Below are 23,617 nucleotides of genomic sequence, written 5' to 3' on the forward strand. Positions count from 1 at the left end.
ACGGCGTGCTCCACCGCGTCACGCCCCTGCGGTGCGCCTCAGCGATGCTCCACGGCGTGCTCCACGGCATTACGCCACGGCGCTACGTCCCAGCGGTGCGCCTCGGCGGTGCGCCACAGTGGTGGCCACGGCGATGCTTCCACGGCGCTACGCCCCAGCGATGCGCCACAAGCGGCGCGCCGTGGCGACCATGCCCCGTCCTCCCGTTTATTCGCTGTGCTGGCGGTATTCCGTCGGCGTCATGCCGGCCGCCTTTTTGAATACCCGGCTGAAATAGTTCGGGTCCTTGTAGCCTACCTCGTAACAGATTTCCTTGAGGCTCAGGCGCCCCTCCGCGATCAGCCGCTTGGCCTCCTCGATGCGCAGCCGGGTGACGTAGTCGCTGAAGTTTTCGCCCGTCTGCAGCTTGAACAATTTGCTGAAATAATAAGGGCTAAGATTGACGTGCTCGGCCGTCTGCTCCATGGAGAGTTCCTCCTTGTACCTTTGGCCGATGTACAAAAGCGCGCGCTGCAGCACATGGGAGCGGCCGCGCTCCTTCGCTTCCCGCAGCCCGTCGATCCAGGCGGCCAGCCGCCGCTGGGCCCCGTTGCGCAACGAGTCCGGATCGTTAAAGCCGCTCAAGAAGGAAATCAACTCGCCGCCGTCCCCTGCCTGCGCGCTTCGGCCCAGATGCAGTAGCAAGCCGATCACGTCCCCGCGCAGGCGCGGGAAATGCCGGGGCTCGCTTTGCGCAAGCCGCTCGAACAGCCGGTCGAACCGCTGCGCCGTCTCCTGGCGGTCATGCCTTAGCAGCGCGTCGAGCAGCCGTTTCTCCTCATCCGGCGGGAGCGTGGGCCGGCCCGAGCTTTCAGCGATGTCGTCGTAATGGCGGACGCTGGCGACGTCCTGCTCCTGATCGTCCGCGCAGACGCGGACCGCCTCCCGGTAGGAGCGGCCGAGCCCGTCCCAGCCCTCGCGGACCGGACCGATCCCGACCGCCAGCGGCAGCCCGAACCGCTGCTCGACCTGGCTGCGCAGCCGCTCGCCCCATTCCAGCGCGGCCACGCGCTGCGAATATCCCGGCCGCCCGGGCGGAAACGGGATAAACAACGCCAGCTGATGGCCGACCACCGGGCTGACGAGACAGGACAAGCCGGGTTTCGTCCATTGCTTGACGGCTTCGTGGAGCTCTTTTTTGACCAGTTGGAAATTGGCCCGCTCCTTCGGGGAATGCCGCGAAAAAGACAACACCATCGCGTACCCCTTATGCCAGTCCAGATGAAGCAGCTCCGCCAGCTGCGCCAGTTCCGGCTCCTGCGCGCATTCCAGCATCAGCATCAGGGACAGCTCGTTTTCGGCGAGCGGCACTAGCTGCGCCAGCTTCTCCTGCATCGCCAGCCGCTCATCGCGGGCGCGCCTGGCTTCCTCGGCCTCGGCGATCAGGCGTTTCAGCAGGTCCAGCACTTCCTCCCGCCGGGCCGGCTTCAGCAAATACTCGCGCACCCCGAGCGCCAGCCCCTCCTTGGCGTAGGCGAAATAATCGTGCGCTGTGATGATCACGACCGGCGTTCCCGGCTGCCGCGCCAAAATTTCGCGCACGGCCTCCAGTCCCGGAATCCCCGGCATTTTAATATCCATAAAAATAAAATCCGGCCGCTCCTCCTCCGCCAGCTGAATGGCCCGCCGCCCGTTCTCCGCATGGAGAAAGCGGAACGTATCCGGCAGCATATGGCCGATCATCAGCTCCAGGCCTTCCCGTTCCAGCGCTTCGTCATCCGCAATCAGCAAGGTATACATGAATCGGAAATCCTCCATTCTTATTTTTATATAAAGTTAAAGTGCAGCCGTGTGAAAATGTTCTTTTACGACGCCATGGCCGCCGTACGGTACGGCAGGGTGAATTTGACGGTCGTGCCGGCCCCTTCCTTGCTGTCGATGTCGATCTGCTGGCGGCCGTCGAAAAACAGATGCAGTCTTTTGAACACGTTATGCGTGCCGAGCCCGGTCGACTGCCCTTTCCCGCCAAAACGCGGCGCTTCCTCGCGCACCGACCGCAGCAGCCGCTCCACCGTTTCGCGGCTCATGCCGGCGCCGTTGTCGCGGATTTCGATCTCCACCTTACCCTCCTCGCTAAGGCGGATCGCCAGCTGCAAAAGCGCCCCCTCCTCCATCTGCTCGATGCCGTGCACGAAGGCGTTCTCCAAAATCGGCTGCAGGGTGAGGCAGGGAACGATGCCGTCCAGCGCCCGTTCGTCCACGTCCAGCTCGAATTTGATGCGGTCGCGGAACCGCGCCTTCTGAATGTTCATATATTCGCTGACATGCTGCACCTCTTCGCGCAGCGGGACCGCCTGGTCCAGCTTCTGCAAATTGTACCGGAGCAGCCTGGAAACGGAGACGGCCAGGTCGCTCGTTTTCGGCGCCCCTTCGATATAAGCCAGCTTGGAGATGGAATTCAGCGTGTTGAACAAAAAATGCGGATTGATTTGGCTCTGCAGCGTCTTCAGCTCCAGCTCCTTGACCAGCCGGTCTTTTTCCAGATTGTTGATGTTTTCGGCCATCAGGCGCTGGATGTTGTCGATCATCCCGTTAAACGCCCGGCACAAAATGCTGATCTCGTCGTTGCGGTCGCTTTCGGGAGCTTTCGTGTCCATCCGCCCTTTGGAAATTTGCTTGGCCGTGGCGACGAGCCGGCGAATCGGCCCGGTGATGCTGCTCGACAGCCAAAGCGCCAGCAAAATGCTGAACGCCGCCGCCGTCACCACGAGCATAATGCCAAGCCTGTTCAGCTTGTCCGTCGCGTACATCATGTCTTGGTAAATCGGCTTGTACTGCTCCAGCTCAAGATCGACGAGTTCCTGGGCTTCCTCGCGAATGAAGCGCTGCGTTTGCTCCGCTTCAATGTATTTTCCCGCCATTGTGCCTGAATCTTCGCCGCCGATCTGGTCGATCATGTCCTCGGCTTGCTCCAGGAACGTATCGACGATATTGCGGTAGTTGACAAGCGGCAAAGCGCTCCCGCCGATCGTTTCCAGCCCGTCCAAGTCGGCCCTTAAGGTTCTGACCGCGTTCAGGTGGCGCTCGACCTCGGGCAGACTTTCCGTATCCACCTGCATGATAAAGCGGTTCATCGCCCGCATGATCTCGCCGACCTCGTAGGAGACTTCCTTGTACAGCAATATTCGCTTCATCATCAGATGATAGCTTTCCTGCACGTTTTTACCGCTTTCGAACAGAAAAAAAGACACCGAGCTCATCAGCAGCACCAGCAGCGGAATAAACAGAAACAGCTTGCGGCGGATGCTCATAAGCTTTCTCCCTCCCGCACGTTGCGCTGGTCCAGCACTTTAACCTCCGTGTAGTATTCCGGCTGAAGCGGCTTGCCCTGAAAATGCTCGTACAGCAGCCGGACCGCCGTCTCCCCCATCAGGTAAGGCTGCTGCGCGACCGTCGCGGCGATCTCGCCCTTGCGGATCGCCGCCAGCGTTTCCTTCTGATTATCGAACCCGATAATCATCAGACGCTCGCGCTGCAGGCTTTTTGCCGCCTGCAGCACGCCGAGGGCATCGGTCGCGCTGGTGCCGACCATGACCCCGATCTCGGGATGCTGCCGCAGCATTTCCGCGGCCTGCTGGATCGCCTCCATATGCGAGATGTTGGAGCTGCGCACGGCAACGATGTCGAGTCCGGGATGCTCGGCCACAACCCGCTTCAGCCCGTCCAGCCGCTGCAGCTGGCTGGCGGCCTGATCGCTGCCGATGATCACGCCGAGCTTGCCCGAGCCGCCGGTCGTTTGCACCACCAGGCGGCCCAGCCGCTCCCCCGCGGCCAGATTGTCGGTCCCGACATAGGCCAGCCGCCGGCTGTCCGGCGCGTCGGTGTCGATCGTCACGACCGGGATGCCGCGCTGCACCGCCTTGTCGATGACCGGCGTGAACTTCTCCTCGTTCAACCCCTGCACGATAATCGCGTCGGCGCGGGCGGCGATCGCTTTTTCCAGCAGGTTCAGCTGCTCCTCCATGTTGTTGCGCACCGCGCCGGTAAATTCGATGTCGATGCCGTATTTTTCCGCCGCCTGGGCCGCGCCTTTTTCGACCATCTCCCAGTATGGGTGATACCGTTCCTGCTCGATCAGCACGATATGGTAACGGCGTTCGCCGCTTGCGGGATTGCCCCGCAGCTCCTGAACGATGCTGCCGATTTTCCCGGAATAGCGGGCAAAGCCGAAAAACAAATAAACCAAAATGACGATGCACACGGTAATGCCCGCCAGCCATGTTTTGTCCTTGATCATCTGCGTTCACCTCACCGATTATCCTAACTCATGATTGAAAGCGGTTGCAATCAAAAAAATGAACTTGTCTTGTTAGTGAGTACGAGTACGTAAACATGCAAGTATGCAAATAGGCTCCCTTGTGGCTGGTTCCCTCGCCTCTAATTGGATAAATCCAATAGATTGACGAAAGTCGGCCGCAACTGGGGGCTCTCATTGGAAATATCCAATAGATTTCTCGCAAACAGCCCATTTTGCCCTCTGCCGAACCCAATCTATTGGAAAAATCCAATCTAACCAAACCATATTCCACTCATTTTCCATTCTATTGGATATTTCCAATAGAACCATCCATCGCATCACCCAAACCTGCCGCCAAACTAATATTAGCTTGCAACTTGCCATCCACCAGCCTTATTGACTGACCACCCGCCAAACTTACCGCTCACCACACAGCACACTTCTTAATTAGTCTCCAGCGAGCGCCAAAAAGGCCCGGAGCGTATGCCCGGGCCTACCAAAACAGCCACAAATCTCAGGTTGACCGGCTAATCCTGATCGGCCGCGTACCGCAGCCCAAACTGGCGCCGCGCTTCCTCCATCAATTCGGCGACGGCCAGGGAGCGGGCGTGCGTATTGATCTCGCTTTCCCGCCGGCCGCTTTGGAGCAGCTCAATGAACTCCAGCGCCTCGTAGTACATCGATTCCTGGGGCTGGGAGCGCGACAGTTCTTCGGTCGTCCCGTCGCGGTACAATATTTTTACATCGTAAGGCTGGTTGATCTTGTCGATCACCATCGTCCCGTTTTCCCCCTGGATTTCCGTCGGCACATACGAGTCCGTGATTTTGGAATACATGATCACGCCGTCCATATCCGGGTACCGCGCAATAAGGCTGCCTTCGCCGTCCACCCCGGACGGCAGCATCACCGCGGACGCCTGAACGGATTCCGGCTTGCCGAACAGCGTCACCATCGGATAAATGCAGTAGACGCCAAGGTCCATTAAAGAGCCGTTGGAGAACGCGGGATTAAAAGCGTTCAGCACTTTTCCTTCCTTAAAGGCGTCATACCGCGAAGAATACTGGCAGTAGCTGGAAAAATATCTCCGCACCCGGCCGATTTTGTACAGATTGTCCTGAACCGCCCGGAAGTTCGGCATCAGCGTCGACTTCAGCGCCTCCATAAGCAGGACGCCATTGCGGCGCGCCGCCTCGATCATCCGCCGGACTTCAGCGGCGTTGGAAGCCATCGGCTTTTCGCACAGCACATGTTTTCCGTGATCCATCAGCAAAATCGCCTGCTCGGCATGCAAAGAATTCGGACTGGCGATGTAAACGGCGTCTACGTCAGCGCTTTCAGCCAGCGCCTTGACCTCGGTAAACACCTTGGGGTCGCCGAATTTGGCGGCAAACTCCTTGCCTTTCTCCTCCGTGCGGGAGTAAACCGCCGTCAAAACAAACTGCTCCGTTTCCAAAGCCGCCTGGATAAAGCGCTCCGTGATCCAGTTCGTGCCAATGGTGCCGAATCGTATCAACGTTATGTCATCCCCTTTTTTGAATGAATGGTCTAACCGTATTCTCTCATTCCCTGTCAACCTTGTCCACTTCCAGGCGAAAAAGAAATTCGCCGGCAATCAGCGTTTTTACGGATACCGTTAGCGCCATCACCGGTCCGTGAACAGCTATAAGGGCGGTCCGGCAAACTGCACCCCACTCCCTCTACGAAGTGCATCGAGCACCCTGCAAACCGCGCCAGGCCGTTCCGCCGGACAAAAGCCGAAACTTTAAGCGTTTACATGAGGTTCAACGCGGTGAAGTCTACTTGCGCACCGAAAGAAAACTAATCTACAATAGGGGTAACAGGCGTTTATATTACGGACCGAGCGACCTTCCAAGGTTTCGAGGCTGGAAAGAGGTGAAATCTGTGAGCGAGGACAGCAGCGGAATTTTCAACAACGAATTTAAGTACATGGTGAGCGGCGATTCCATTTCCAAGGGCGTCATTTATGATGAAACGAAAAACAAATACGTCGTTTTGGAGGACAATTATGTATCTCTCCTGCAGAAAAAATTGAGAGGAGCGATCCATAACACGGCCAGGTTCGGCAACACGCTGGTTAAGGGGTTAACCAACCTAAAAAAGGACGTTTTGAAGGATCGGCCGAATTTTGTCTTGATCGAATATGGCGGCAACGACTGTGACTTCAACTGGAACGAGATTGCTGAACAGCCCGACGCAGAGCACAGCCCGAAAACCGACTTTTCGATGTTTGAGAAAATGCTGACCGAAGCGATCCAATTCGTCAGAAGCCAGCAAATTACCCCGATCCTGATGAGCTTGCCCCCGCTTAATGCTGACAAGTACTTCAAATGGGTCAGCAGAAACGATCCGGAAGCGGAGCAAAACATCATGAAATGGCTCGGAAGCGTCACGAAAATTTACTGGTGGCAGGAAAGATACAATTCGACCATCCTCAAAGTATCGGAACTGACCAAAACAAAGTATATCGATGTCCGGGGGGCGTTTTTGGAACACCCCGATTTTACGAAGTTCCTTTGTTCCGACGGCATTCACCCCAACCAGGACGGACACCGGATCATCTTTGACAAAGTGCTTGAATTCATGCGCAAGAACTATCGTTTTTTGCTTCGGGAGGGCGGCAACTTGGCGCTGGATTGAACCGGATGGCGCGGATGGACGCGGATGGAGGTGCCGGGTGCCGGAACCTGAAGATAGCGCAGATAGAATTTGCCGCATGCGGAGCTTCGCGGGCCCAGTGGAACGGATCGAAATTAGCGGCAATTTTTGTCCTTATTTCGAGAGTTCCCCCTCTCCCGTGTTAAATAGCGGCATTATTTGCCGTTATTGAAAGGCTAAGCTGGGAAAAAACAACTGTTTGTCTCCATTTTTCTAAACTAGCGGCAAAAAAGTCCTCTATTTTTGCTGTAATACCTATTTGCGCGAAAATAAGATCCTTTTTTGCCGCTATTCCCATCCCATGATCCCTTCAAAAACGCAGGCCTCGTAGTTCCCCGGCACTCTGAAGTTTTACAATGAGACCTGACCCCAGGTCTCTTTGTTCATTGCATAGGCGGCAGCCTTATACATGGCGGCTTATTGCGGGCGCCGGCTTTGCTGCAGCTCGCGCCACACCTTTTTGTTGCTGTAACGCTTGTCGGTGCTGATGTCCGGGCCAAACCACTGCGGCGGCTGAAACTCCCGCGCCTCCGTCTCCGAAGCGAACTCCACTTCCAACACCATCAGGTCGATCTGATCGTAGCGGTCGATTTCCAGAACGATCCCGTTCCACTCGGCGGTCACCCGCCGTTTCGTCAGCGGTATCGCCCGGTGGATTCCGGTGATTTGCTCGTAAAGCCCCTCCGAAATGGAAACCTCCACTTCCTCCCGGGACAAACCGAAGCCTTTTTTAAACGTATGCGTAAACGTAACGTTCCCGGAGGCCGCATCGCGGATCTTCCGCACCCGCAGCTCCTGATCCTCATGCAAAGCCAAATACGTCTGATCGATCTCCTGCTCCGAGCGAATAATCAGTTCACCTGTCCGAATCAGCTCTTCCGGATACTCCGGCAGCAGAAATTTACGTTCTATTTCCAACGGCATAGCGGTGTTCCTCCTGGTTGTCGGCGGGCCCACGGGCCCTTTTTTCAGAATGCATGTTACCATTATACGAATACATACCTGGCGGGACAATCACTTTAAAACGCAGCCGCGGCCACCGGCCAAAAAGCTCAGGAGAAATGCCCGCCGGATTGCGGTATAATAAACTTATTAGTGGAAAAAGGAGGAAAAACGAATGGCAGCAAGCGTGAAATTAGGCAAAACCGATTTATACGTGAATCCGATCGGTCTGGGGACCAACGCGGTAGGCGGGCACAACATTTATCCGAATCTGGACGAGGAAACCGGGAAGCAGGTCGTGCGGACCGCTCTGGAGCAGGGGATCAACTTCCTGGACACGGCGTATTTCTACGGGCCGGAGCGGTCGGAAATCCTGATCGGCGAAGTCGTCAAAGAGCTTGGCGCCCGCGACCGGGCCGTCATCGCCACCAAAGGCGCGCACCGGATGGCGGGCGGCAAAATCGTGTTCGACAATTCGCCGGCCTTCTTGCGCCAGGAGGTCGAAAACAGCTTGAAACGGCTGCAGACCGACTACATCGACCTGTACTACATCCACTTCCCCGATGAAGCGACTCCCAAGGACGAGGCGGTCGGGGAGCTGAAGAAGCTGAAGGATGAAGGTAAAATCCGGGCGATCGGCGTATCCAATTTCTCGATTGAACAGCTCAAGGAAGGCAATAAGGACGGATACATCGATGTGCTGCAATCGGAATACAATCTGCTCAAGCGCGATGTGGAAAAGGAACTGCAGCCGTATTGCCGGGAGCAGGGCATCTCCTTTGTCCCGTATTTTCCGCTGGCGGCCGGCCTGCTCGGCGGGAAATACGACAAGGATACCAAGTTCGCCGATTACCGGGCCAATCACCCGATGTTCCGGGGCGAAGCGTTTGCCCGCACGCTGGAAAAAGTGGACCAGGTCCGCAAGATCGCCGCAGCCAAAAACGCCGAGGTGGCCCATGTCGTGCTGGCCTGGTACTTAACCCGGGATACGATCGACGCCTTGATTCCCGGAGCCAAGAGACCGGATCAGGTCATTCGCAATTTGAAAACGCTGGACGTGACCCTAACGCCCGAGGAAATCGCCGGCATCGACCGTATTTTTTCCTGAAGCAACGGTGGAAAAAGAGGGATGAAGCCCGGTTATTCGGGGTTTCATCCCTCTTTGGTTTGCCCGATTCACCAAGGTTCCCGCTGCCTAGCGGTTTCTATCCTCCTCCAGCGCACGGACCGCCCGGAATTTGGCCCAATTGAACCCCGGCCAGCCCTGGCCTTCGGGTATCGTTGTCATGACGTCCCAGCGTTCATGCAGCTGGCGGTTCAGTTCCGGATCGGCCTTGCGGCTGTAGCTTACAAGCCATGGCAGCGCGTCGGCGGACAGAGTCGTCAGGTAATGGGCATCGATTTTGCCGGTCGCTTCGTAGCGTTCAACGTTCTTTTTGGCGATAAAGAGGTCCATATTGGCATAGTTTACCGCAACGTAAGCGGCCAGGCCGAGCGCGATAAAGCATTTGGCCAGCGGAACCCGCGCGAAGCGGATGCGCAGCCCGGCGCAAACGAGCAGCAGCGCCAAAAAGATCATAAAGGCGAAGACCAGAAAGCGGATATAGGTATAGCCGTAGGCTTCCTGGTACAGGGCCAGCCGCGTAAACGCCGACAGCAGCATGATGCCGGAGCATCCGACAAGGATATACAGCAAAGCCTGATTCAGCGTCCGCAGCGCCTTCCTCGCCTCGCCGCCCAACGTCAAGGCGCCGATCAGTATCGCAAAATTGATCGACGTAACCAGAACGAGCTCAACAAATCCGCTTCTCGCGTAATCGGCGTAAGTGCTGCCGTCCGGCAAAACGCCCCGCCACGCCCCGAACAAATATGTAAACTGGAGCGAAACGAACAGCAGATAAACGATGTTGATCGAGACCAGCACGGTAGCGGCAATCAGCGGATCGATTCTGACGGGCGTACTGCCCGGGTACGTACTGCCCGGGTACGGGGAAGCGGCAGCGGTTGCGCCAGGCAGCGTTTCGCTTCTGCCTGCACCGCTCGTACCGTTGCGGCCCGCATCATTCTGAATCGTTCTGCTCACGCCCGCACCGCTCACGCTCGCACCGCCCTCACCCGCTCCGCTCTGGACCATATCGCTCTGGACCGCACCGCTCTGGACCGTATCGCTCTGGACCGTATCGCTCTGGACCGTATCGCTCCGGAACCCACCGGTCTGCCCTATACTGTCCGCCATCGGGATTCCTCCAAACCAGTCTACGGGGTTTTCCCGCATCGGGTCGACGAATCCCCACAGATAGCCGAACAGCAGCAGGCCGAGCAGCAAGATCCAGATCAGCCGGAACATCACATCCCCGAACGAAAGGCTGTCGTTCAGCCAGTCCGGGATCGCCGAGAGCAGGCGGTCAAAGCTGCTGTCCGCCGAGGTCAACAGCCCGATCACGATGATCAGAAGCGGCAGCGCGATCAGCAGCCCGAGCAGCACCTTGCCGGCCGCTTGTTTGCGGCTGTCGCCCATTTTTTTCGTCGCTGCCGATTGCACGGCACGGAATGCTGTAGCCCAGTGCCGGAAGTTTTGCGGAAGCAGATGGTCGAGCACATCAAAAATAATCCTTAAATCGCCCCACGACCGTTTTTTCAGATTAAACATATAAGTCGTCTGGGCAAAAATGAGGCCGGGCAAGGCAAGCAAATTCAAGGCAAAAAACACCGAATTGGCAAACAGCGCATACGTCAGCGACAGCAGCACGACCGCCGCCAAGGACAGCCAGCCGAACCAGGTCATCGGGCGCTGAAACCGGTCCCTGGCGCATAAGAACAAATACAGGTAAAACAAGCCGGCAAAAATCGGAACGGATACGCCGTAGCCGCCCCCGTAAAACAAATATTGATGCGCCGCGGCCAGCGCAAAGCCGCCGAGCAGCGCCGCCAGCACTTTGTCGTGCGGCATGGGCCTGTTTTCGTTCATCCCTTGGATCCCTCCGTAACTTCAAGGTTCGTCGAACCTTTGCTTTCTACCGCCCATTTTAATGGATAAAACAAGAAGATAAAGAGAAGGTTTTTCACAAGAAATTTCGTATTTTTAAAAAAGGCCTGCCGGACGGCGTCATCATTCAATCCTTATTTCCTTCGTTCTTCCCGCGTACCATGCGTAAAACGACCTTGCCCAAGCGGCCGGAACGCCGGGAAGCTTGTGCTGCAGAACGGGGCGGGCCCGGTTCGCGATATGGACGGACGCCAGCCCCCACCGGCGCTGCAGCGGGCCGCGGGTCACTTTCACTTCAATGATTTTCTCCCGCTTGCTGATAAACAGCCGGGAAGTCAGCCCTCCGGTCCGAAACTGCAGGAAACGGCCATGGATGGCATAAGCCGTATTGAAATGATTCAGGATATTCCGCGCCACGGTCCAAATCAACAGCCCCGCCGCGGCCATCCACCACCAAGCCGCCCCGAAAACCGGTACGTCCGGTATGAAAGGAAGCCAAGGAAGGGATAAAGCAATAAGAGAAACCCAAGTCCACCCTGACTTAGCCAAACTGATTCCCAGGGATGCCCGGGGGAGCGGGCTCATTTCGGCGGAAATCTCATAGGAAGGCAGCATTTCCGACACAAGGCGGAAGGCATCCAGGACCGGCAAAAAAGGATAAAGCGAGTTGACCTCCCGTTCGTCTTTCCCCTCGCCGCCCGCGGTGATCAACCGTACCTCCGCCAAACCAAGCAGCCGCTTCATCAGGGATTGGACAACCTCCACCCCCTGCACTCTTTCTTTTGCAATGGAGAACGCCGTACGTTCGATCATCCCCTTGACGATATAGATGCGCTCCGCATCCGAAGAAAGCTCAAAGCCCCCATATCTCACAAAAGTTACGGCGATCCCCAGGACGACGGATACCGCCGCCAGCAGCGAAAGTGTCGCCGCCGCCGACCACCAGGTACTCATCAGCTCGGCCAGAACGCCTTGGGCTTGTTGCTCAAGATCGAAAAAGTCATCGGCTTTGGAATACAGCGAAAAAAGAACCGGAATCAGAATAAGGAAACTCAAGGAGGTAAACGAAGCTTTGATCAGGTCTTTCCGGGCCGGACTGAAATGCAGGGTCCGCTTGGAATCACCGGCTTCTTTGGGCTTTACTTCCGAGGTTGCCCTATCGCCGTCCGCCGCAGTCAAAGCATCCTCCCTTTTTGCCGGTCCCGCCACCCGCTCCTCCAGCCGGTCCGCTTCCGCATAGGAGATGACGCGAAACTCGACGGCCGCATCTTCGCCCTCCATCCCGGTTTCAAAACGGATGGCGGTCACCTTGAAAATCCGGTGAAACAGCGTCGTATGACGGTTTATATTTTGAATTTTGGAGAAGGGGATCACTCTTTTCGACTTGACGAAAACGCCTTGGTATAAACGGAACGAAGTGTCATCAAGCTGATACCGGCGCGTGAGCCAACTCCACAGGATGGACAAGAGGCTGATTCCGGCCAGGACCAGCAAGGCCAGCCTGCCGTATTTCACCCATGCCGCGTCCGAGCCCGCTTTAAGAACAAATAAAAAGAAAAAGAAATAAATCGCATTTTTCCCCAAGTTCCAGATGCCCAGCAGCATAACAAACGGATGATAACGTTTGGCCCGGCTCATTCGTCGGCCTCTTTCAGCTTGGCATAACGGGCGATCTGATTTCTTAGTGCCTTGGCCGCGTCCTGGTCCAGGACGGGAATCGTATGCGAAGCCCCCATCGTCGTGACCGTTACCGAGCAGACCCCGTACCTTTTTTGCAATGGACCCTGCCGGGTGGCCACCGCCTGAATTTTGGTCATCGGAATCAACTCCCCGGTTTCCGTAAGGATTCCATATTTCAATTGCAAAAACTGCTCCGAAATGGCGTAACGCCATCTGGCATACTTCATGGAAGGCTGGATAAACACGGACCAAATCATCAGCGGCACCTCAAGGACGGCGAGTCCGGCCAGAATCCATCCCACCCAGGAAACCCATGAAAAACGGTGACCCAGATAAAGCAGCACCCCGATCACCAGAAATGTGACGGCGCTTTCGACCGCCTCATGAATCCTCCAAATTTTCACCGCATTTTTGGATAATCGCTGCCGAGGTTCGATGACTTCGTTAGACAAAAAAGAACCACTCCTTTCTATCAAGTCTAAGTTTAGCAAAGGTTACACATGAAACTCAATATGATTTTATTGTTTTTCGATAAATTATTATTGATTTGCAGTGCGACTTGTGCTAAATTCAGTTCCAGACACAAAGAGATTACGAGAAGAGGAGTATGAAATCATGAAATCCAAAATGTTCTTCAAAGCGGGATCCGTCGCTAGCTTGATCGTATTTTTTGTAGCTCTGCTGATCGGTGTGCTGGAGGCGATAGAGCATGTTTCCCATCTCTGGTTCGCAGGCAGCGGATGGACCGGGGTTTTGGGCGATTTTGAGCCGGTATTCAGCTATATCGATATCCATTTTCTTGCCAATCCGGAGCTCTACGACAGCAGGGCGTTTATCGCTTTATCCTTCGTTAACTCGATCAGCGCGCTTCTTTTAATCGCGTTGTCCGCGTTTTATATGCATAAGTTGCTGCGGAACATTCACCGGGACAGCCTGTTTATGTATGAGAATGTTTCCGTCTTTTACAAACTGGGGATCGTTATTATTGTACTGGGTACGTTATTCAACTACACGGAATCCGTTATGCTGACGCAGGCCATCGGCGAGCTGCAGATCGTGGGCGCCTCCATTCAATTGACCGACATCTCGTACGTAGACAGCCTAATCAGCGGATTCGTTATGATGATCATTGCCTCCGCCCTCAAAATCGCCGTAAACGCGGTGGAAGAAAACAAAAATACGATCTGATCGAGAAAGCAGGTGACGGGCGTGATCAGAATCAAGCTTGATGTCGTAATGGCCCAGCGGAAAATGTCGTTAACCCGTCTCTCCCAACTGGTTGGAATTACCCAGGCCAACCTGTCCATCCTCAAAAACGAAAACGGCAAAGCGATCCGCTTCTCCACGCTGGATGCGCTTTGCCGGGCGCTCGAATGCCAACCCGGGGATTTGCTGGAGTACGTGGAGGATGAAGACGGGAACGCCGCGGAGCGGGGTATCGAAGCGGAATGATCCAAAGCGGACTTTTTGAACTACCTCTATGAAGAATACTTCTAAAAAGGGGGCGGCTCTCATGAAACTGCACCATCAATATTTGCTGCTGCATGAGCGTTACGGCGCCAAGGAGGGTGAAGCCGCCGTTGCGGGAGTTACGCTGGACGAGCTGGCGGCCGCCCTGGACTGCACCCACCGGAACGCCTTGACGATCATCCGCAACATGGAGGAGCGCGGCTGGATCGGGTGGACGCCGCGGCGGGGCCGGGGGGCGCGTTCTTCCTTGCGCTTCCTGGCGAGAGCCGAAGAAATCGCCGCGCAGTCGGTCATGCAGGCCATCCGCCGCAAGGATGTCCGGCAGGCGATCGAGGACATCCGCCGGCACGCTGGAAGCTCCTCGCTGCAGGACCAGCTCCAGGGCTGGCTGCTTTCCTATTTCGGGCATCACGCCGAAACGCGCCGCGACCGGCAGATCGACACGCTGCGCCTGCCGGTCCGGCAGCGGCTTTATACGGTGGACCCGCTGTACATGAACCTGCTGGCGGAGTCTTTTGTGTCGAGCCATGTGTTCGACGGTCTCGTCCATCAGCAGAGCGCCGCCGGGGAATTGCTGCCAGGCATCGCCCACGCCTGGGACGTTGACGCAGGCCGCACCGAGTGGACGTTTTACCTTCGCAAAGGAGTGCTGTTTCACAACGGCAATCTGCTTACGGCGGACGACGTCGTGTTTACCTTCGAGCGGCTGGCCGGAAGTACGCGCCGCGCTTTGTACAGCTCGATTTTCAAGCAAATCCGGACGGTTCGCGCGCTTAATCAAAACACCGTCCGCATCGAGCTGAAGGAGCAAAGCGAGCTATTTCTTCCGTGGCTTTGCACCAGCCGGGCCGCCATCGTCCCGCGAAACCTCGACGGGCGCGGGGAAGCAAGATTCGGGGTGAGTCCCGTCGGCAGCGGGCCGTTCAAAGTCGCCGAGATGAACGGCGATCTGTGCGTGCTGGAGGCTTTCCCGCATTATTTTCAGGGGCAGGCGCATCTTGACCGGATCGAAATCGTGTATGTGCCCTGGAATATCGCCGGGGAACCAGGCGCCGGAAGCGACGGGGATTCTCTCTCCCCGTTCCACGTTATCCCTAATCCGACTGCGGCGGAAAGCGAAGGCTGGAGCCAAATGCATTCCCGGGTCTCCGTCCGCAAATTCGTGACCTGCAATACGCGAAAAAGCGGCCCGCTCAGCGATCCTGCGGTGCGGGCGCGGGTTTTTTCCGCGCTGCGGGGCGCTGCCGCCGAGCCGGCTCGGCGTGCCGACGCGCCGGGGCGGCTTGGCACCGGACCTGGGCAAGACGTTGCCGACTCTGTGCGAGGTAGCGCCGATTCAACACGGGATACTGCCGATTCAGCACGGGGTACCGCCGATTCAGCACGGGGTACTGCCGATTCGGCGCAAGGCGGCGGCTCATTTGGCCAGGACGCTATCGCATCAGAAGAGGGCGCCGCTGTCCCTGGGCGGGACGCCGGCGCGCTTGGGCGGAACGCCGCCGCTGCACCTGGGCGGGACGCCAGCGCACTGGGGTGGAGCGCCGCCGCTGCACCCGGGCTGGACGCTAGCGCACTTGGGCGGAGCGCCGCCGCTGCACCCGGGCTGGACGCCAGTGCGCTTGGGCGGAGCGCCGCCGCTGCACCCGGGCTGGACGCCAGTGCGCTTGGGCGGAGCGCCGCCGCTGCACCCGGGCTGGACGCCAGTGCGCTTGGGCGGGATACGGCCGCACCGGCGCAGGATGCGGCCGGGTCCGAGCTGCTTATCGCCACCATTGCGCCGTACAAGCCGGACGCCGACTTCGTCGCCGGACGCTTGATGGCCGCGGGCTATCCTTGCCGCGTACTTTCCGCGTCGGCCGAGGAATTCAAGGGCGATATCCGCCTGAAGTCCGACCTGATCGTCTTTTCCCTGCTGCGGGACCAGGACGAGCAGCTCCGCCTGTTCGATCTGTATCAAACCGTCTCCGAACACGTGGAGCCGTATATGCAGATCGACATCGGCAGACTGCTGCAGGCCGTGGCCTTGGAGCAGCATCCACGGCGGCGGGCCACCCTGTTCGAGAAAATCGAAACGCGGTTAATCGCCGCGGACGAACTGTATATTTTATACGAAAAACCGGTCCAGACCGCTTTCCTCCCATCGGTGCGCGGCGTCGCTTTCAACAGCCAAGGCTGGGTCGATCTGCGGAATATCTGGTTTCCGCCGAAGCTTTAAGCACGCCAAAAAAATTTGCCCAAATGCGGCAAAAAACGCTCGCAAGTGAAACATACCTCATCCTGGTTACGTCAGGAAGGCAAATACTTAAAATTAAAACGATAAGGAGGGACTTGATGCACAGTGTACGGGGACGGCGGTTATGGTCTGGCGGCCATATCTGGGGCCATATTCGGGATTATGTTCGGGATTATGTTCGGGATCATATCCGGGACCTTATTTGCGGCCTGGTTCGAGGCCCCATTCTGGCTGCGGCCCTGCTGCTGGTTTCCGGCTGCGCGAGGAGCGAAGCAAGCAGCGGGAACGGCCTGGGCAGCGAGCCGCCCCTGCCGGCGGTCCGTACAGCAGCCGATACCGCCATTACGGTAATTCAGGGGTCGTACTGTTGGAGCAGCACCGGCAAGTCCGGGAAGACGGGCCAGGGAGTCTGCGTGGATTACGCCAGCCCGAGCGAAATAGCCCAGGGCAAACCGGCCGCGGCGGCAAGCCCCGGGGAGAAGATAACGTTCCGGTTCGACAACGTCAAGCCGCCGACGGAAACCACGGTAACTTTATTTAAAGACGGCCGTTCCGAACAGGTTGCGGCGGCGGACGGTTCCTTCGAAGTGCCGCATGAGCCGGGAACGTACGTTTACGATCTGTTTGCGATATGGCTCAAGGATCCGGAAAAACGCATTTCCGCAGGCACGTCTAGCTATGTTTTTTCCGTCCGGGTCGAATAACGAATAACTCAACGCGATGGCATGCAGGGCTTATGCGGGGCTTGAAGCCGCTATTCGGAAACTTGAACTCGCCGAAGCCTTTGCGTAGAAGGAACCATATGCCACTCCCCCACTGTCGCAGATATAAGTAACGGGGAATCCTACGAAATGCAAAAGTGCATGCGGTTTTTATCGAAATTCCTCGAAACAGGGGGTTCAGATGCAAAAGTGCAGTTCATTTCTGAATAAAAGATACTTTTTTATCGGATAGTTCTAAATGAGATGAACTTTTGCATTTCAACTGCTCCAAGACGGCAATTTATATAGAATGGAATGCACTTTTGCATTTGATCCATTTGATCCCGCCAGGCCGTCCTTCAATATGTTTCGACTGGCTGAAAAAAGTGTGCTTGATGATCCGCCGATTTCATGCTGCGAAGATTGAGTAATTACTCTTTTACGGGAGGCAACCTATGAACAACACGAGCAAATTCACTTTCAAATGGATGAAGCTGACGCTGCTTATGGTCATCGCCTTCACCCTGCTGGTTGGCGGCACCGCCTCCGCCTTCCAAGACGCCAAAGGAGGCCGTGAGCAAAAAGCGATCGAAACCTTGAAGAAACGAGGCATCCTTAAAAGCGACCAATCGGGATATTTCAAGCCGAACCAAAAACTAGACAACGCTTCGGCCATCTCGCTGATCGCCGGCGCGTTCGAGCTAAACCTCGATAACCTGCGTTTCGTGAAAAAACCCGAGGCCAGCGACTACTACAGCAAAGTAAAAAACGACGCCTGGTACGCCGGAGCTTTCGTGATCGCGCTTTACCGCGGCTTCGATATTCCGAAGGACATCGACCCTTCGGCGAAAGTGACGAAGGAGCAGTTCAGCCACTGGCTGTTCCAGGCGATCGCCACCCAAGGCGAATACGCGTGGCCGATGATTTATACCGAAATCAAGGACGGCAAATCGATCGATGCGGATTTGATGGGCAGCATCCAGAAGCTGCTGAACGCAGGGATCGTGACGCTGGACAAAAACAAGAAGTTCAACCCCGCCGGACCGATCACGTTCAGTGAAGCCGCCGGCATGCTGGAGCGGGCGCTCGGGTTCGTCGAAGACAGCAGGCCAACCGGCACGGTGACCGGAAACTTGTATGACTTCAACTTGTCAAAAGACAAAGTGAACGGAGGCATCTACAAAGTGACGGTTTCGGCCATGGCTCCCCATCCGGGATACGGCATCGAAATCGCGAGCATCGTTTTTGACGGGGACAAAGCCGTGATCAACTACCGGATCACTGGGCCGGAGAAAGGCAAATTGTATCCACAGGTCATTACCGAGGTTAAAGCGGTCACGTATATTCCGGACAATTACAAGCCGGTGCTAGGCGAAGGAACGAAGTGAATCCGACGGTCCGCCCCAACGGGAACGGTGAGTGAGTAAGTGAGATAGGCCCAAATACAAAGACAAAGACGATTCCAGATCCGCCCGCAAGCGGAAATGAAATCGTCTTTTGCATGCATAGTTATTGAATTTTCACTTTATTAGGGCTCTACTCCCCATACCAGCGAATCATCCAGGTACAGCGTTACTTTATCCCAGTCGGCATAAGCCGTTTTGGTCGGATCGAAGGAGTAGTCGTCCGCTTCGTTGAAATTGGACCAATCGGATTTGGCCATCCGCAATTGAATTTCACCGGTTTCCCCGCCGGCCGAAATCGAGCCCGCCGCAGCGGTAAAGCTGAGTTCGACATAAGCGTCGGTAAAGGCTCTTTGAATGTTTTCGGCTCCGATCGGCGCCCAATCCACCCAAGAGCTCATGCTTTGCGTGCCGTCTTTCGAGAAGTAATAGCGGAGCTTCAGGCCGCTCAAGTCAACTGCGGTTGTACCGTTGTTCTTAATATTAAAATGCGGTTTGATCTGATTGTCGGTCGGATTGGTGTCGGCCGCCTTATACTGCACGACCAGATTGACATCAGGCGCGTTTGAGCCTTCTTTCGGCGTCGCGGCCGCCTCGGCGGAATTGCCGCTTTCTCCGGCGCTGTTCACCGCGCTGACCACATAATAGTAGGCCGTGCCGTTGGCAAGTCCGCGATCGGTAAAGGCCGTGCCCGTGATCCCGCTGGCTACGGTCGTGTACGGTCCCCCGCTAACCGTCGCTCGCTTCACCTTATAGCTTTCCGCCCCGGCGGAAGCCGACCAGTTCAAGCTGATCTGTCCGTTGCCCGCCGTAGCCGTCAATTTGCCCGGGGCGGCGGGCAACGTTTCGCCTAACGGCTGCATAATCCGGTCCAGCATGGCTTGCTTCGGCTCGTTCCAGGTGACCCAATCGTCCAAAAGCAGCCCGCCCGTGTCTCCGGAGTTCGGGTTTACGCACCAATAAGTCCAATAAAGCTCGTTCTCGCCGATATAATCGACCAGGCGGTTCTGCCAAATGCCTTCAACGCTGCTCATGTCCACGCTCCGGCCGCCGAATTCGCCCACGATGACCGGGGCGATGTTTTGCTTGCTGATATATCCCCAGTAGGCGTCCCAAATCGCCGGCATGTTATCGGGGAAGGAAGGGTCCGAGAACCAGGGCTGGGAAGCGACGCCAGGGCCGTAATCATGGGCGGAATAAACCAATTGGTTCGGAACGTCCAACTCAACCGGGTGATTGGCGACTCCTTTAAGATTGCCGCCCCACCAGTAGCCGTCGCTGTAGCCTTGCACATTTTTCTCGATTCCTTCGACGATGATCAGCCAATGCGGGTTTACGGACAAAATGGCGTTGCCCGCCCGCTCCGCCGCCAGCTGCCAATCGGTGGCCGGATCTCCCGTTCCCCAACTGGCCGGACCGTGGGGCTCGTTGTGCAAATCGGCGCCAATCACCGTGTCGTTGCCGTTATACCGTTCCGCCAGCATCTTCCAGTCGTCGATCCAGCGTTGTTCGGAGTAGTCCGCGGTATACCAAAGCTCGGATTGTCCGCCGGACCCGGGACGATGGCGGTCGAGGAAAATCTTCATGCCGCGGTCTCCTGCTTTTTCGATTAGTTTATCCATGATCTGAATGGGAGTCAGCCCTTTTAAATCCGGGTTTTTGTCGTAGTCGATGCTGTTGGGGGCGGATCCGGGGTCAAACATCTGGTTGCTGTACGGCAGACGGATCAGATTGTAGCCGCGCTCTTGGATCTGATCCAGGACGTCATCCATGGACCGTGTCCACAAGCCGTGAGGCGAATAATTCGGTGTCTCGAATCCGAACCAGTTGATCCCGTTGAACACCGCCGGATTTCCGGCCGAATCGACGATCCGGTTCCCTGACGTATGGTAATAATTAGCAGCCGCTTCCGCATGGCCCGGTGCCAAGCCGGCCATCCCGATTCCCATAGCGCCTAATACGAGCGAACCGGCCAGAATACTTTTAACGATCGTTTTGAACATACGCTCACCCTCTTTCCTAAAATGCGGTTTATATTAAAGAAAACAAAAAATCAATCCGTTCATCCATCAAGGCTCAATTCCCCAAACCAGCGTACCGTTCTGATACAAAGCAACATGGTCCCAATCGGTGTAGGCGGTTTTGGCCGGGTCAAAGGAATAGTCGTTCGCTTCGTTATAAGCCGACCAATCATTTTTGTTGATGCGGGTCTGAATTTCGCCGCTGTCGCTGCCGGGAGCCAGGCTGCCCGCACCGGCATTGAAGGAGATTTCCACATACGAATCGGCATTCTCCTTAGCTTCCGCCATCTTCACCGTTTTGCCGCTAAGATTGCCGCCCCCGATCTGCGCCCAATCGCAATGGAACGTTTGCTCCTTGTCCCCATCCACCGTATACCAATAGCGAATCGTCAGTTCCGACAGCGGAACAGCGTCCGTACCGTTGTTTACAATGCGGAATAACGGCTTCATCTGATTGTCGTCCGCATTGGTGTCCCCGGCTTTGTACTGGAGCACCAAAGTTCCCGGCTGGCCTCCTTGCCCGGCTTGGGGAACCGCGCTGATCTGTGCGGAGTCGGCGCTTTCCCCGGCGCCGTTGACGGCGCTGACCACATAATAGTAGGCCGTGCCGTTCGTCAGGCCCGCGTCCGTAAAGCTTGTCGCCGTGATCCCGCTCTTCACCGTCGTGTAAGGGCCGCCGTCCACGGTCGCTCTTTTCACGTTATAGCTTATCGCTCCGGCGGCCGCGTTCCAGTTCAGCGCCACTTGAGCATTCCCCGCCTTCGCGGCCAGACCGGCCGGTACACCCGGCGGCTGTTGCGGCTCTTGCGGCGTTCCGCCGCTAGGCTCCTCGCCGACCACCTTCACTCCGTTCAGATAAAGGGGGATTCGGGTTGTCTCCCCTTTTGTGGCGGAAATCCCTTGACGGCTCCAGTCGTTCGTTGGGTCCCAATGACTCTTATATTGGGAATCCTGCTTCGCGATCAGGCCGAATTGGAAGTCCCGGCTGCCGTAAACCTCGTTGCCCGACCAATCCAGCTCATAGTAGTAAATCCCCGCCGCCGCGTCCACCGCATAAGGTCCGTTGACCTTGACGGCGCCGCCGTAGCTTGCTTTTTGCTCATCGTAATACGTTTCCAGCGTGACGTCGTTAATGCTTTGGCCCGCCGCCAGCAGCTCGCTGATGTTGAAATAATAACGGGCGCTCATCGTTCCCTCCGTATGAGGCGGATGGACGGATTCATTGTGAATGGTAACCGTAACCTGGGTCCGCTGGTCGTTTTCCTGCTCGATTTTTCCCTCCACCCGGTATTCCGTTACGCCTTGTTCGGCGGGCGGACTGTCGGCCGTAACCGTTTCGCCGTTTCCGTATTTCAGATACAAGCCTGCAAGCGCGCCGACCAAACCGGCATTGTAGTCGATCGCCACCTCGTTATAGACGTAATCGGTCGTAACATCATTGTGGAAATCCTTCGCGTCCGGTCCGCCGACAAGCGCTCCCCAGAGCACATGGCGGTGTTCCGCCGGGACTTCCATGTTGTTGGTCATGGAGCCGTGCGCGGCCCGATGGTGAGGATGCTTGGCCGATTCGTCCGGCGACGGGAAGCCGACGATGTACGAATAACCCATGGGGTTGTCCCCCATGATATAATCCATTTGGCTCTTGGCCCAGGCCGCAAAATCGGGACGGTCTTTATACTTGTCATACACCAGCGCGCAAAGCTGGGCGGCCGCGTTGTACCGCGCCGAACCCCATGTGGTGAGAACGCCGAACCCGGCGGGCGACGTAGTCAAATACGTATTGTCGTTCGCCTCCTGATGAGGAACCTTGCCGCCCGACCAATATTCAAGATTCCAGCGGGCGTAATAATCATATTGGGCATTGTCCGGGAACAGGGCCGCAAGCCGTACAAAAACGCCGCCCCATACCGTGTCCCAGCTGTGCGTCCAGATATTTTGCCAGCTATCCGCTTGAGAAGGGACGATTCTTTTGAGGTATCCGGTGTATTTTCCCGACGCGTCAACCGATACGATATCCTGTATATACGTGTTGTCGCCGGTCGCGGTATACAACCAGACGGCCGCCCATGACAATTCATCTTCGTCATAACTGGAATTATAAAAGCCGTCGCTGTTGCCGAGTCCTCTGTGCTGCTGGGCAAAGCGGTAAAGCGCGGCGGCCGTATCCAGGCACTCCTCCGCATAGGCAGGATCGGTATCCTTCGTATTGAGATACATCAGAGCAAGGGCGGCCGCAGCTCCGGCAGCCTGGTCGCTGGCGGGTTGATCCGCGGTCGCGAACGTGGCCGGACGCGGATATTTGTCGGGATCCTGCAGTTCGGGAGGGCCCCAATAGGTGTGATCGACCGTTCCTTGACCAACCATGTAGTTGAAGGCGACAACCTCACCCTTGTCGTTACGGAAAGTAGAGCGCAGAAAATAGTCGCTGAACCATTTCAGTTCTTCCAGCATATGCGCTTCCTGGCCGCTCTGCCGGAAAGCTTCCCTAAACTCGTAAAAGCTCCATCCCAGTGTCGATGCGGCATAGGATTGCGGCAGGCCGAATTTGACATGGTCGCCGGCGTCGTGAAACCCTCCGCTCAGATCGACGGACCCGTTGCCGTCGGGGTCCAAGTTCGGCAGGTTTTGCGCGATAAAATCCTCCCGCAAATTCGTCATGTTCTTCGCGGTGCCGTTCACGCCGAGCGGTACGTACATGTCGGACAGTTCCGAGTCCCCCCGCCATTCCAAACGGCCGCCTGTAATCCCGGGACCGGATTTCTCCGCGTCGTAAAACCAGAGGGATTTTTGCAGGGCATCCGCATAATTGTAAGCTTCCGCGTCTGCAGCCATTGCGGCCGAAGAGGCCAGAAACGGAAATCCGCCGCAGGCAACCAGACCGGACAGCACGGTTTTTCCGAGCCAATTTTTCCAGGCCGGCCAACGTGCTTTTTTGGTTTTGTTCATCATTCACAACCACCTTTCCCAAATTATTTCGCTGGTTTGCCGAATATTAATTTGGCTCTCACCCCCTTTTCCGCAAGGATAAATATTTTAATATATAAAGGAAGAAATTTGTAATAAAAAGTAAAAACTTGGCACCTTCATGTTATTTTTCCGTTCTTTTTTTGTATAGTTTAAATTCTTCCGCCGTTAGGTTGAAATTCTTCTGAACGATGAAGAACAAAGCGGAGAAGAACAGACAAGCCTTCCCCGCTTTGTTCGCCGTCAAGGCGCATGCCGCTTCGT

At 56.4% G+C, this 23,617-nt stretch carries 18 protein-coding genes; 7 read left to right on the top strand and 11 right to left on the bottom strand.

Annotated features, from left to right (window positions below):
- Positions 1–207: 207 nt before the first annotated feature.
- From DYE26_RS16570 to DYE26_RS16585, 4 genes are all read right to left on the bottom strand, one after another.
- Positions 208–1,779 (bottom strand): helix-turn-helix domain-containing protein, encoded by a 1,572-nt coding sequence (locus DYE26_RS16570; protein WP_036625584.1) that lies wholly within the window; start codon positions 1,777–1,779, stop codon positions 208–210.
- Positions 1,780–1,844: 65 nt separating this feature from the next.
- Positions 1,845–3,290 carry a sensor histidine kinase gene (locus tag DYE26_RS16575; protein ID WP_036625585.1) on the bottom strand — a complete coding sequence of 482 codons (1,446 nt, stop codon included), beginning with the start codon at positions 3,288–3,290 and terminating at the stop codon, positions 1,845–1,847.
- Positions 3,287–4,276 carry a sugar-binding protein gene (locus DYE26_RS16580; RefSeq protein ID WP_036625586.1) on the bottom strand — a complete coding sequence of 330 codons (990 nt, stop codon included), beginning with the start codon at positions 4,274–4,276 and terminating at the stop codon, positions 3,287–3,289. The genes DYE26_RS16575 and DYE26_RS16580 overlap by 4 nt, the downstream gene beginning before the upstream one ends.
- Positions 4,277–4,803: 527 nt before the next feature.
- Positions 4,804–5,787 (bottom strand): Gfo/Idh/MocA family protein, encoded by a 984-nt coding sequence (locus tag DYE26_RS16585; protein ID WP_036628718.1) that lies wholly within the window; start codon positions 5,785–5,787, stop codon positions 4,804–4,806.
- A gap of 392 nt (positions 5,788–6,179) precedes the next feature.
- Between DYE26_RS16585 and DYE26_RS16590 the strand changes: the two genes are divergently transcribed.
- Positions 6,180–6,935: an SGNH/GDSL hydrolase family protein gene (locus DYE26_RS16590; RefSeq protein WP_227872703.1), complete on the top strand. Its 756-nt coding sequence runs from the start codon at positions 6,180–6,182 to the stop codon at positions 6,933–6,935.
- A 160-nt stretch (positions 6,936–7,095) separates the two neighbouring features.
- Here DYE26_RS16590 and DYE26_RS33485 read toward each other — a convergent pair whose 3' ends face one another.
- Complete coding sequence (locus tag DYE26_RS33485; RefSeq protein ID WP_155620003.1) at positions 7,096–7,251, bottom strand: hypothetical protein; 156 nt, start codon at positions 7,249–7,251, stop codon at positions 7,096–7,098.
- A gap of 119 nt (positions 7,252–7,370) precedes the next feature.
- Positions 7,371–7,877 carry a CYTH domain-containing protein gene (locus tag DYE26_RS16595; protein WP_036625587.1) on the bottom strand — a complete coding sequence of 169 codons (507 nt, stop codon included), beginning with the start codon at positions 7,875–7,877 and terminating at the stop codon, positions 7,371–7,373.
- A 193-nt stretch (positions 7,878–8,070) separates the two neighbouring features.
- Here DYE26_RS16595 and DYE26_RS16600 point away from each other — a divergent pair, with 193 nt between their 5' ends.
- Entirely contained in the window at positions 8,071–9,003 is a 933-nt protein-coding gene (locus DYE26_RS16600) for an aldo/keto reductase (RefSeq protein ID WP_036625589.1), read from the top strand.
- An 87-nt stretch (positions 9,004–9,090) separates the two neighbouring features.
- Here DYE26_RS16600 and DYE26_RS16605 read toward each other — a convergent pair whose 3' ends face one another.
- The 3 genes from DYE26_RS16605 to DYE26_RS16615 form a co-directional block, all read right to left on the bottom strand.
- Positions 9,091–10,863, bottom strand: a complete 1,773-nt coding sequence (locus DYE26_RS16605; protein ID WP_051985675.1) for a DUF4153 domain-containing protein — start codon at positions 10,861–10,863, stop codon at positions 9,091–9,093.
- Positions 10,864–11,004: 141 nt separating this feature from the next.
- On the bottom strand, positions 11,005–12,519 hold the full coding sequence (locus DYE26_RS16610; protein ID WP_036625590.1) for a PH domain-containing protein: 1,515 nt from the start codon (positions 12,517–12,519) through the stop codon (positions 11,005–11,007).
- Entirely contained in the window at positions 12,516–13,013 is a 498-nt protein-coding gene (locus DYE26_RS16615; protein ID WP_036625592.1) for a PH domain-containing protein, read from the bottom strand. The genes DYE26_RS16610 and DYE26_RS16615 overlap by 4 nt, the downstream gene beginning before the upstream one ends.
- A 163-nt stretch (positions 13,014–13,176) precedes the next feature.
- On the opposite strand from DYE26_RS16615, the gene DYE26_RS16620 reads away from it, so the two are divergent.
- The 5 genes from DYE26_RS16620 to DYE26_RS16640 all read left to right on the top strand — a co-directional run bounded on the left by DYE26_RS16620 (position 13,177) and on the right by DYE26_RS16640 (position 18,353).
- Positions 13,177–13,749, top strand: a complete 573-nt coding sequence (locus DYE26_RS16620; RefSeq protein ID WP_036625593.1) for a DUF2975 domain-containing protein — start codon at positions 13,177–13,179, stop codon at positions 13,747–13,749.
- 21 nt (positions 13,750–13,770) lie between these two features.
- The gene (locus DYE26_RS16625) at positions 13,771–14,013 is read left to right on the top strand and encodes a helix-turn-helix domain-containing protein (RefSeq protein WP_255310181.1); all 243 of its coding nucleotides are present in this window, start codon (positions 13,771–13,773) and stop codon (positions 14,011–14,013) included.
- Between the two features lie 61 nt (positions 14,014–14,074).
- Positions 14,075–16,246 carry an ABC transporter substrate-binding protein gene (locus DYE26_RS34230; protein ID WP_244927437.1) on the top strand — a complete coding sequence of 724 codons (2,172 nt, stop codon included), beginning with the start codon at positions 14,075–14,077 and terminating at the stop codon, positions 16,244–16,246.
- A gap of 116 nt (positions 16,247–16,362) precedes the next feature.
- Positions 16,363–16,968, top strand: a complete 606-nt coding sequence (locus tag DYE26_RS16635; protein ID WP_036625595.1) for a hypothetical protein — start codon at positions 16,363–16,365, stop codon at positions 16,966–16,968.
- A 452-nt stretch (positions 16,969–17,420) separates the two neighbouring features.
- On the top strand, positions 17,421–18,353 hold the full coding sequence (locus DYE26_RS16640) for an S-layer homology domain-containing protein (RefSeq protein WP_036625596.1): 933 nt from the start codon (positions 17,421–17,423) through the stop codon (positions 18,351–18,353).
- A gap of 140 nt (positions 18,354–18,493) precedes the next feature.
- Here the strand turns inward: DYE26_RS16640 and DYE26_RS16645 are convergent, their stop codons facing one another.
- Both DYE26_RS16645 and DYE26_RS16650 read right to left on the bottom strand, forming a co-directional pair.
- Entirely contained in the window at positions 18,494–20,371 is a 1,878-nt protein-coding gene (locus DYE26_RS16645; protein WP_082207916.1) for a cellulase family glycosylhydrolase, read from the bottom strand.
- A 66-nt stretch (positions 20,372–20,437) separates the two neighbouring features.
- Complete coding sequence (locus DYE26_RS16650) at positions 20,438–23,335, bottom strand: glycoside hydrolase family 9 protein (protein ID WP_082207917.1); 2,898 nt, start codon at positions 23,333–23,335, stop codon at positions 20,438–20,440.
- Positions 23,336–23,617: the final 282 nt, after the last annotated feature.

Origin of the sequence: Paenibacillus macerans, from assembly GCF_900454495.1 — a bacterium.
Lineage (GTDB): Bacteria > Bacillota > Bacilli > Paenibacillales > Paenibacillaceae > Fontibacillus > Fontibacillus macerans.

Coding starts and splice junctions, on each gene's coding strand:
- DYE26_RS16570 (WP_036625584.1), bottom strand. CDS start 1,779: ATGTATACCTTGCTGATTGCGGATGACGAAGCGCTGGAACGGGAAGGC.
- DYE26_RS16575 (WP_036625585.1), bottom strand. CDS start 3,290: ATGAGCATCCGCCGCAAGCTGTTTCTGTTTATTCCGCTGCTGGTGCTG.
- DYE26_RS16580 (WP_036625586.1), bottom strand. CDS start 4,276: ATGATCAAGGACAAAACATGGCTGGCGGGCATTACCGTGTGCATCGTC.
- DYE26_RS33485 (WP_155620003.1), bottom strand. CDS start 7,251: ATGGGAATAGCGGCAAAAAAGGATCTTATTTTCGCGCAAATAGGTATT.
- DYE26_RS16595 (WP_036625587.1), bottom strand. CDS start 7,877: ATGCCGTTGGAAATAGAACGTAAATTTCTGCTGCCGGAGTATCCGGAA.
- DYE26_RS16600 (WP_036625589.1), top strand. CDS start 8,071: ATGGCAGCAAGCGTGAAATTAGGCAAAACCGATTTATACGTGAATCCG.
- DYE26_RS16605 (WP_051985675.1), bottom strand. CDS start 10,863: ATGAACGAAAACAGGCCCATGCCGCACGACAAAGTGCTGGCGGCGCTG.
- DYE26_RS16610 (WP_036625590.1), bottom strand. CDS start 12,519: ATGAGCCGGGCCAAACGTTATCATCCGTTTGTTATGCTGCTGGGCATC.
- DYE26_RS16620 (WP_036625593.1), top strand. CDS start 13,177: ATGAAATCCAAAATGTTCTTCAAAGCGGGATCCGTCGCTAGCTTGATC.
- DYE26_RS34230 (WP_244927437.1), top strand. CDS start 14,075: ATGAAACTGCACCATCAATATTTGCTGCTGCATGAGCGTTACGGCGCC.
- DYE26_RS16635 (WP_036625595.1), top strand. CDS start 16,363: ATGCACAGTGTACGGGGACGGCGGTTATGGTCTGGCGGCCATATCTGG.
- DYE26_RS16640 (WP_036625596.1), top strand. CDS start 17,421: ATGAACAACACGAGCAAATTCACTTTCAAATGGATGAAGCTGACGCTG.
- DYE26_RS16645 (WP_082207916.1), bottom strand. CDS start 20,371: ATGTTCAAAACGATCGTTAAAAGTATTCTGGCCGGTTCGCTCGTATTA.
- DYE26_RS16650 (WP_082207917.1), bottom strand. CDS start 23,335: ATGAACAAAACCAAAAAAGCACGTTGGCCGGCCTGGAAAAATTGGCTC.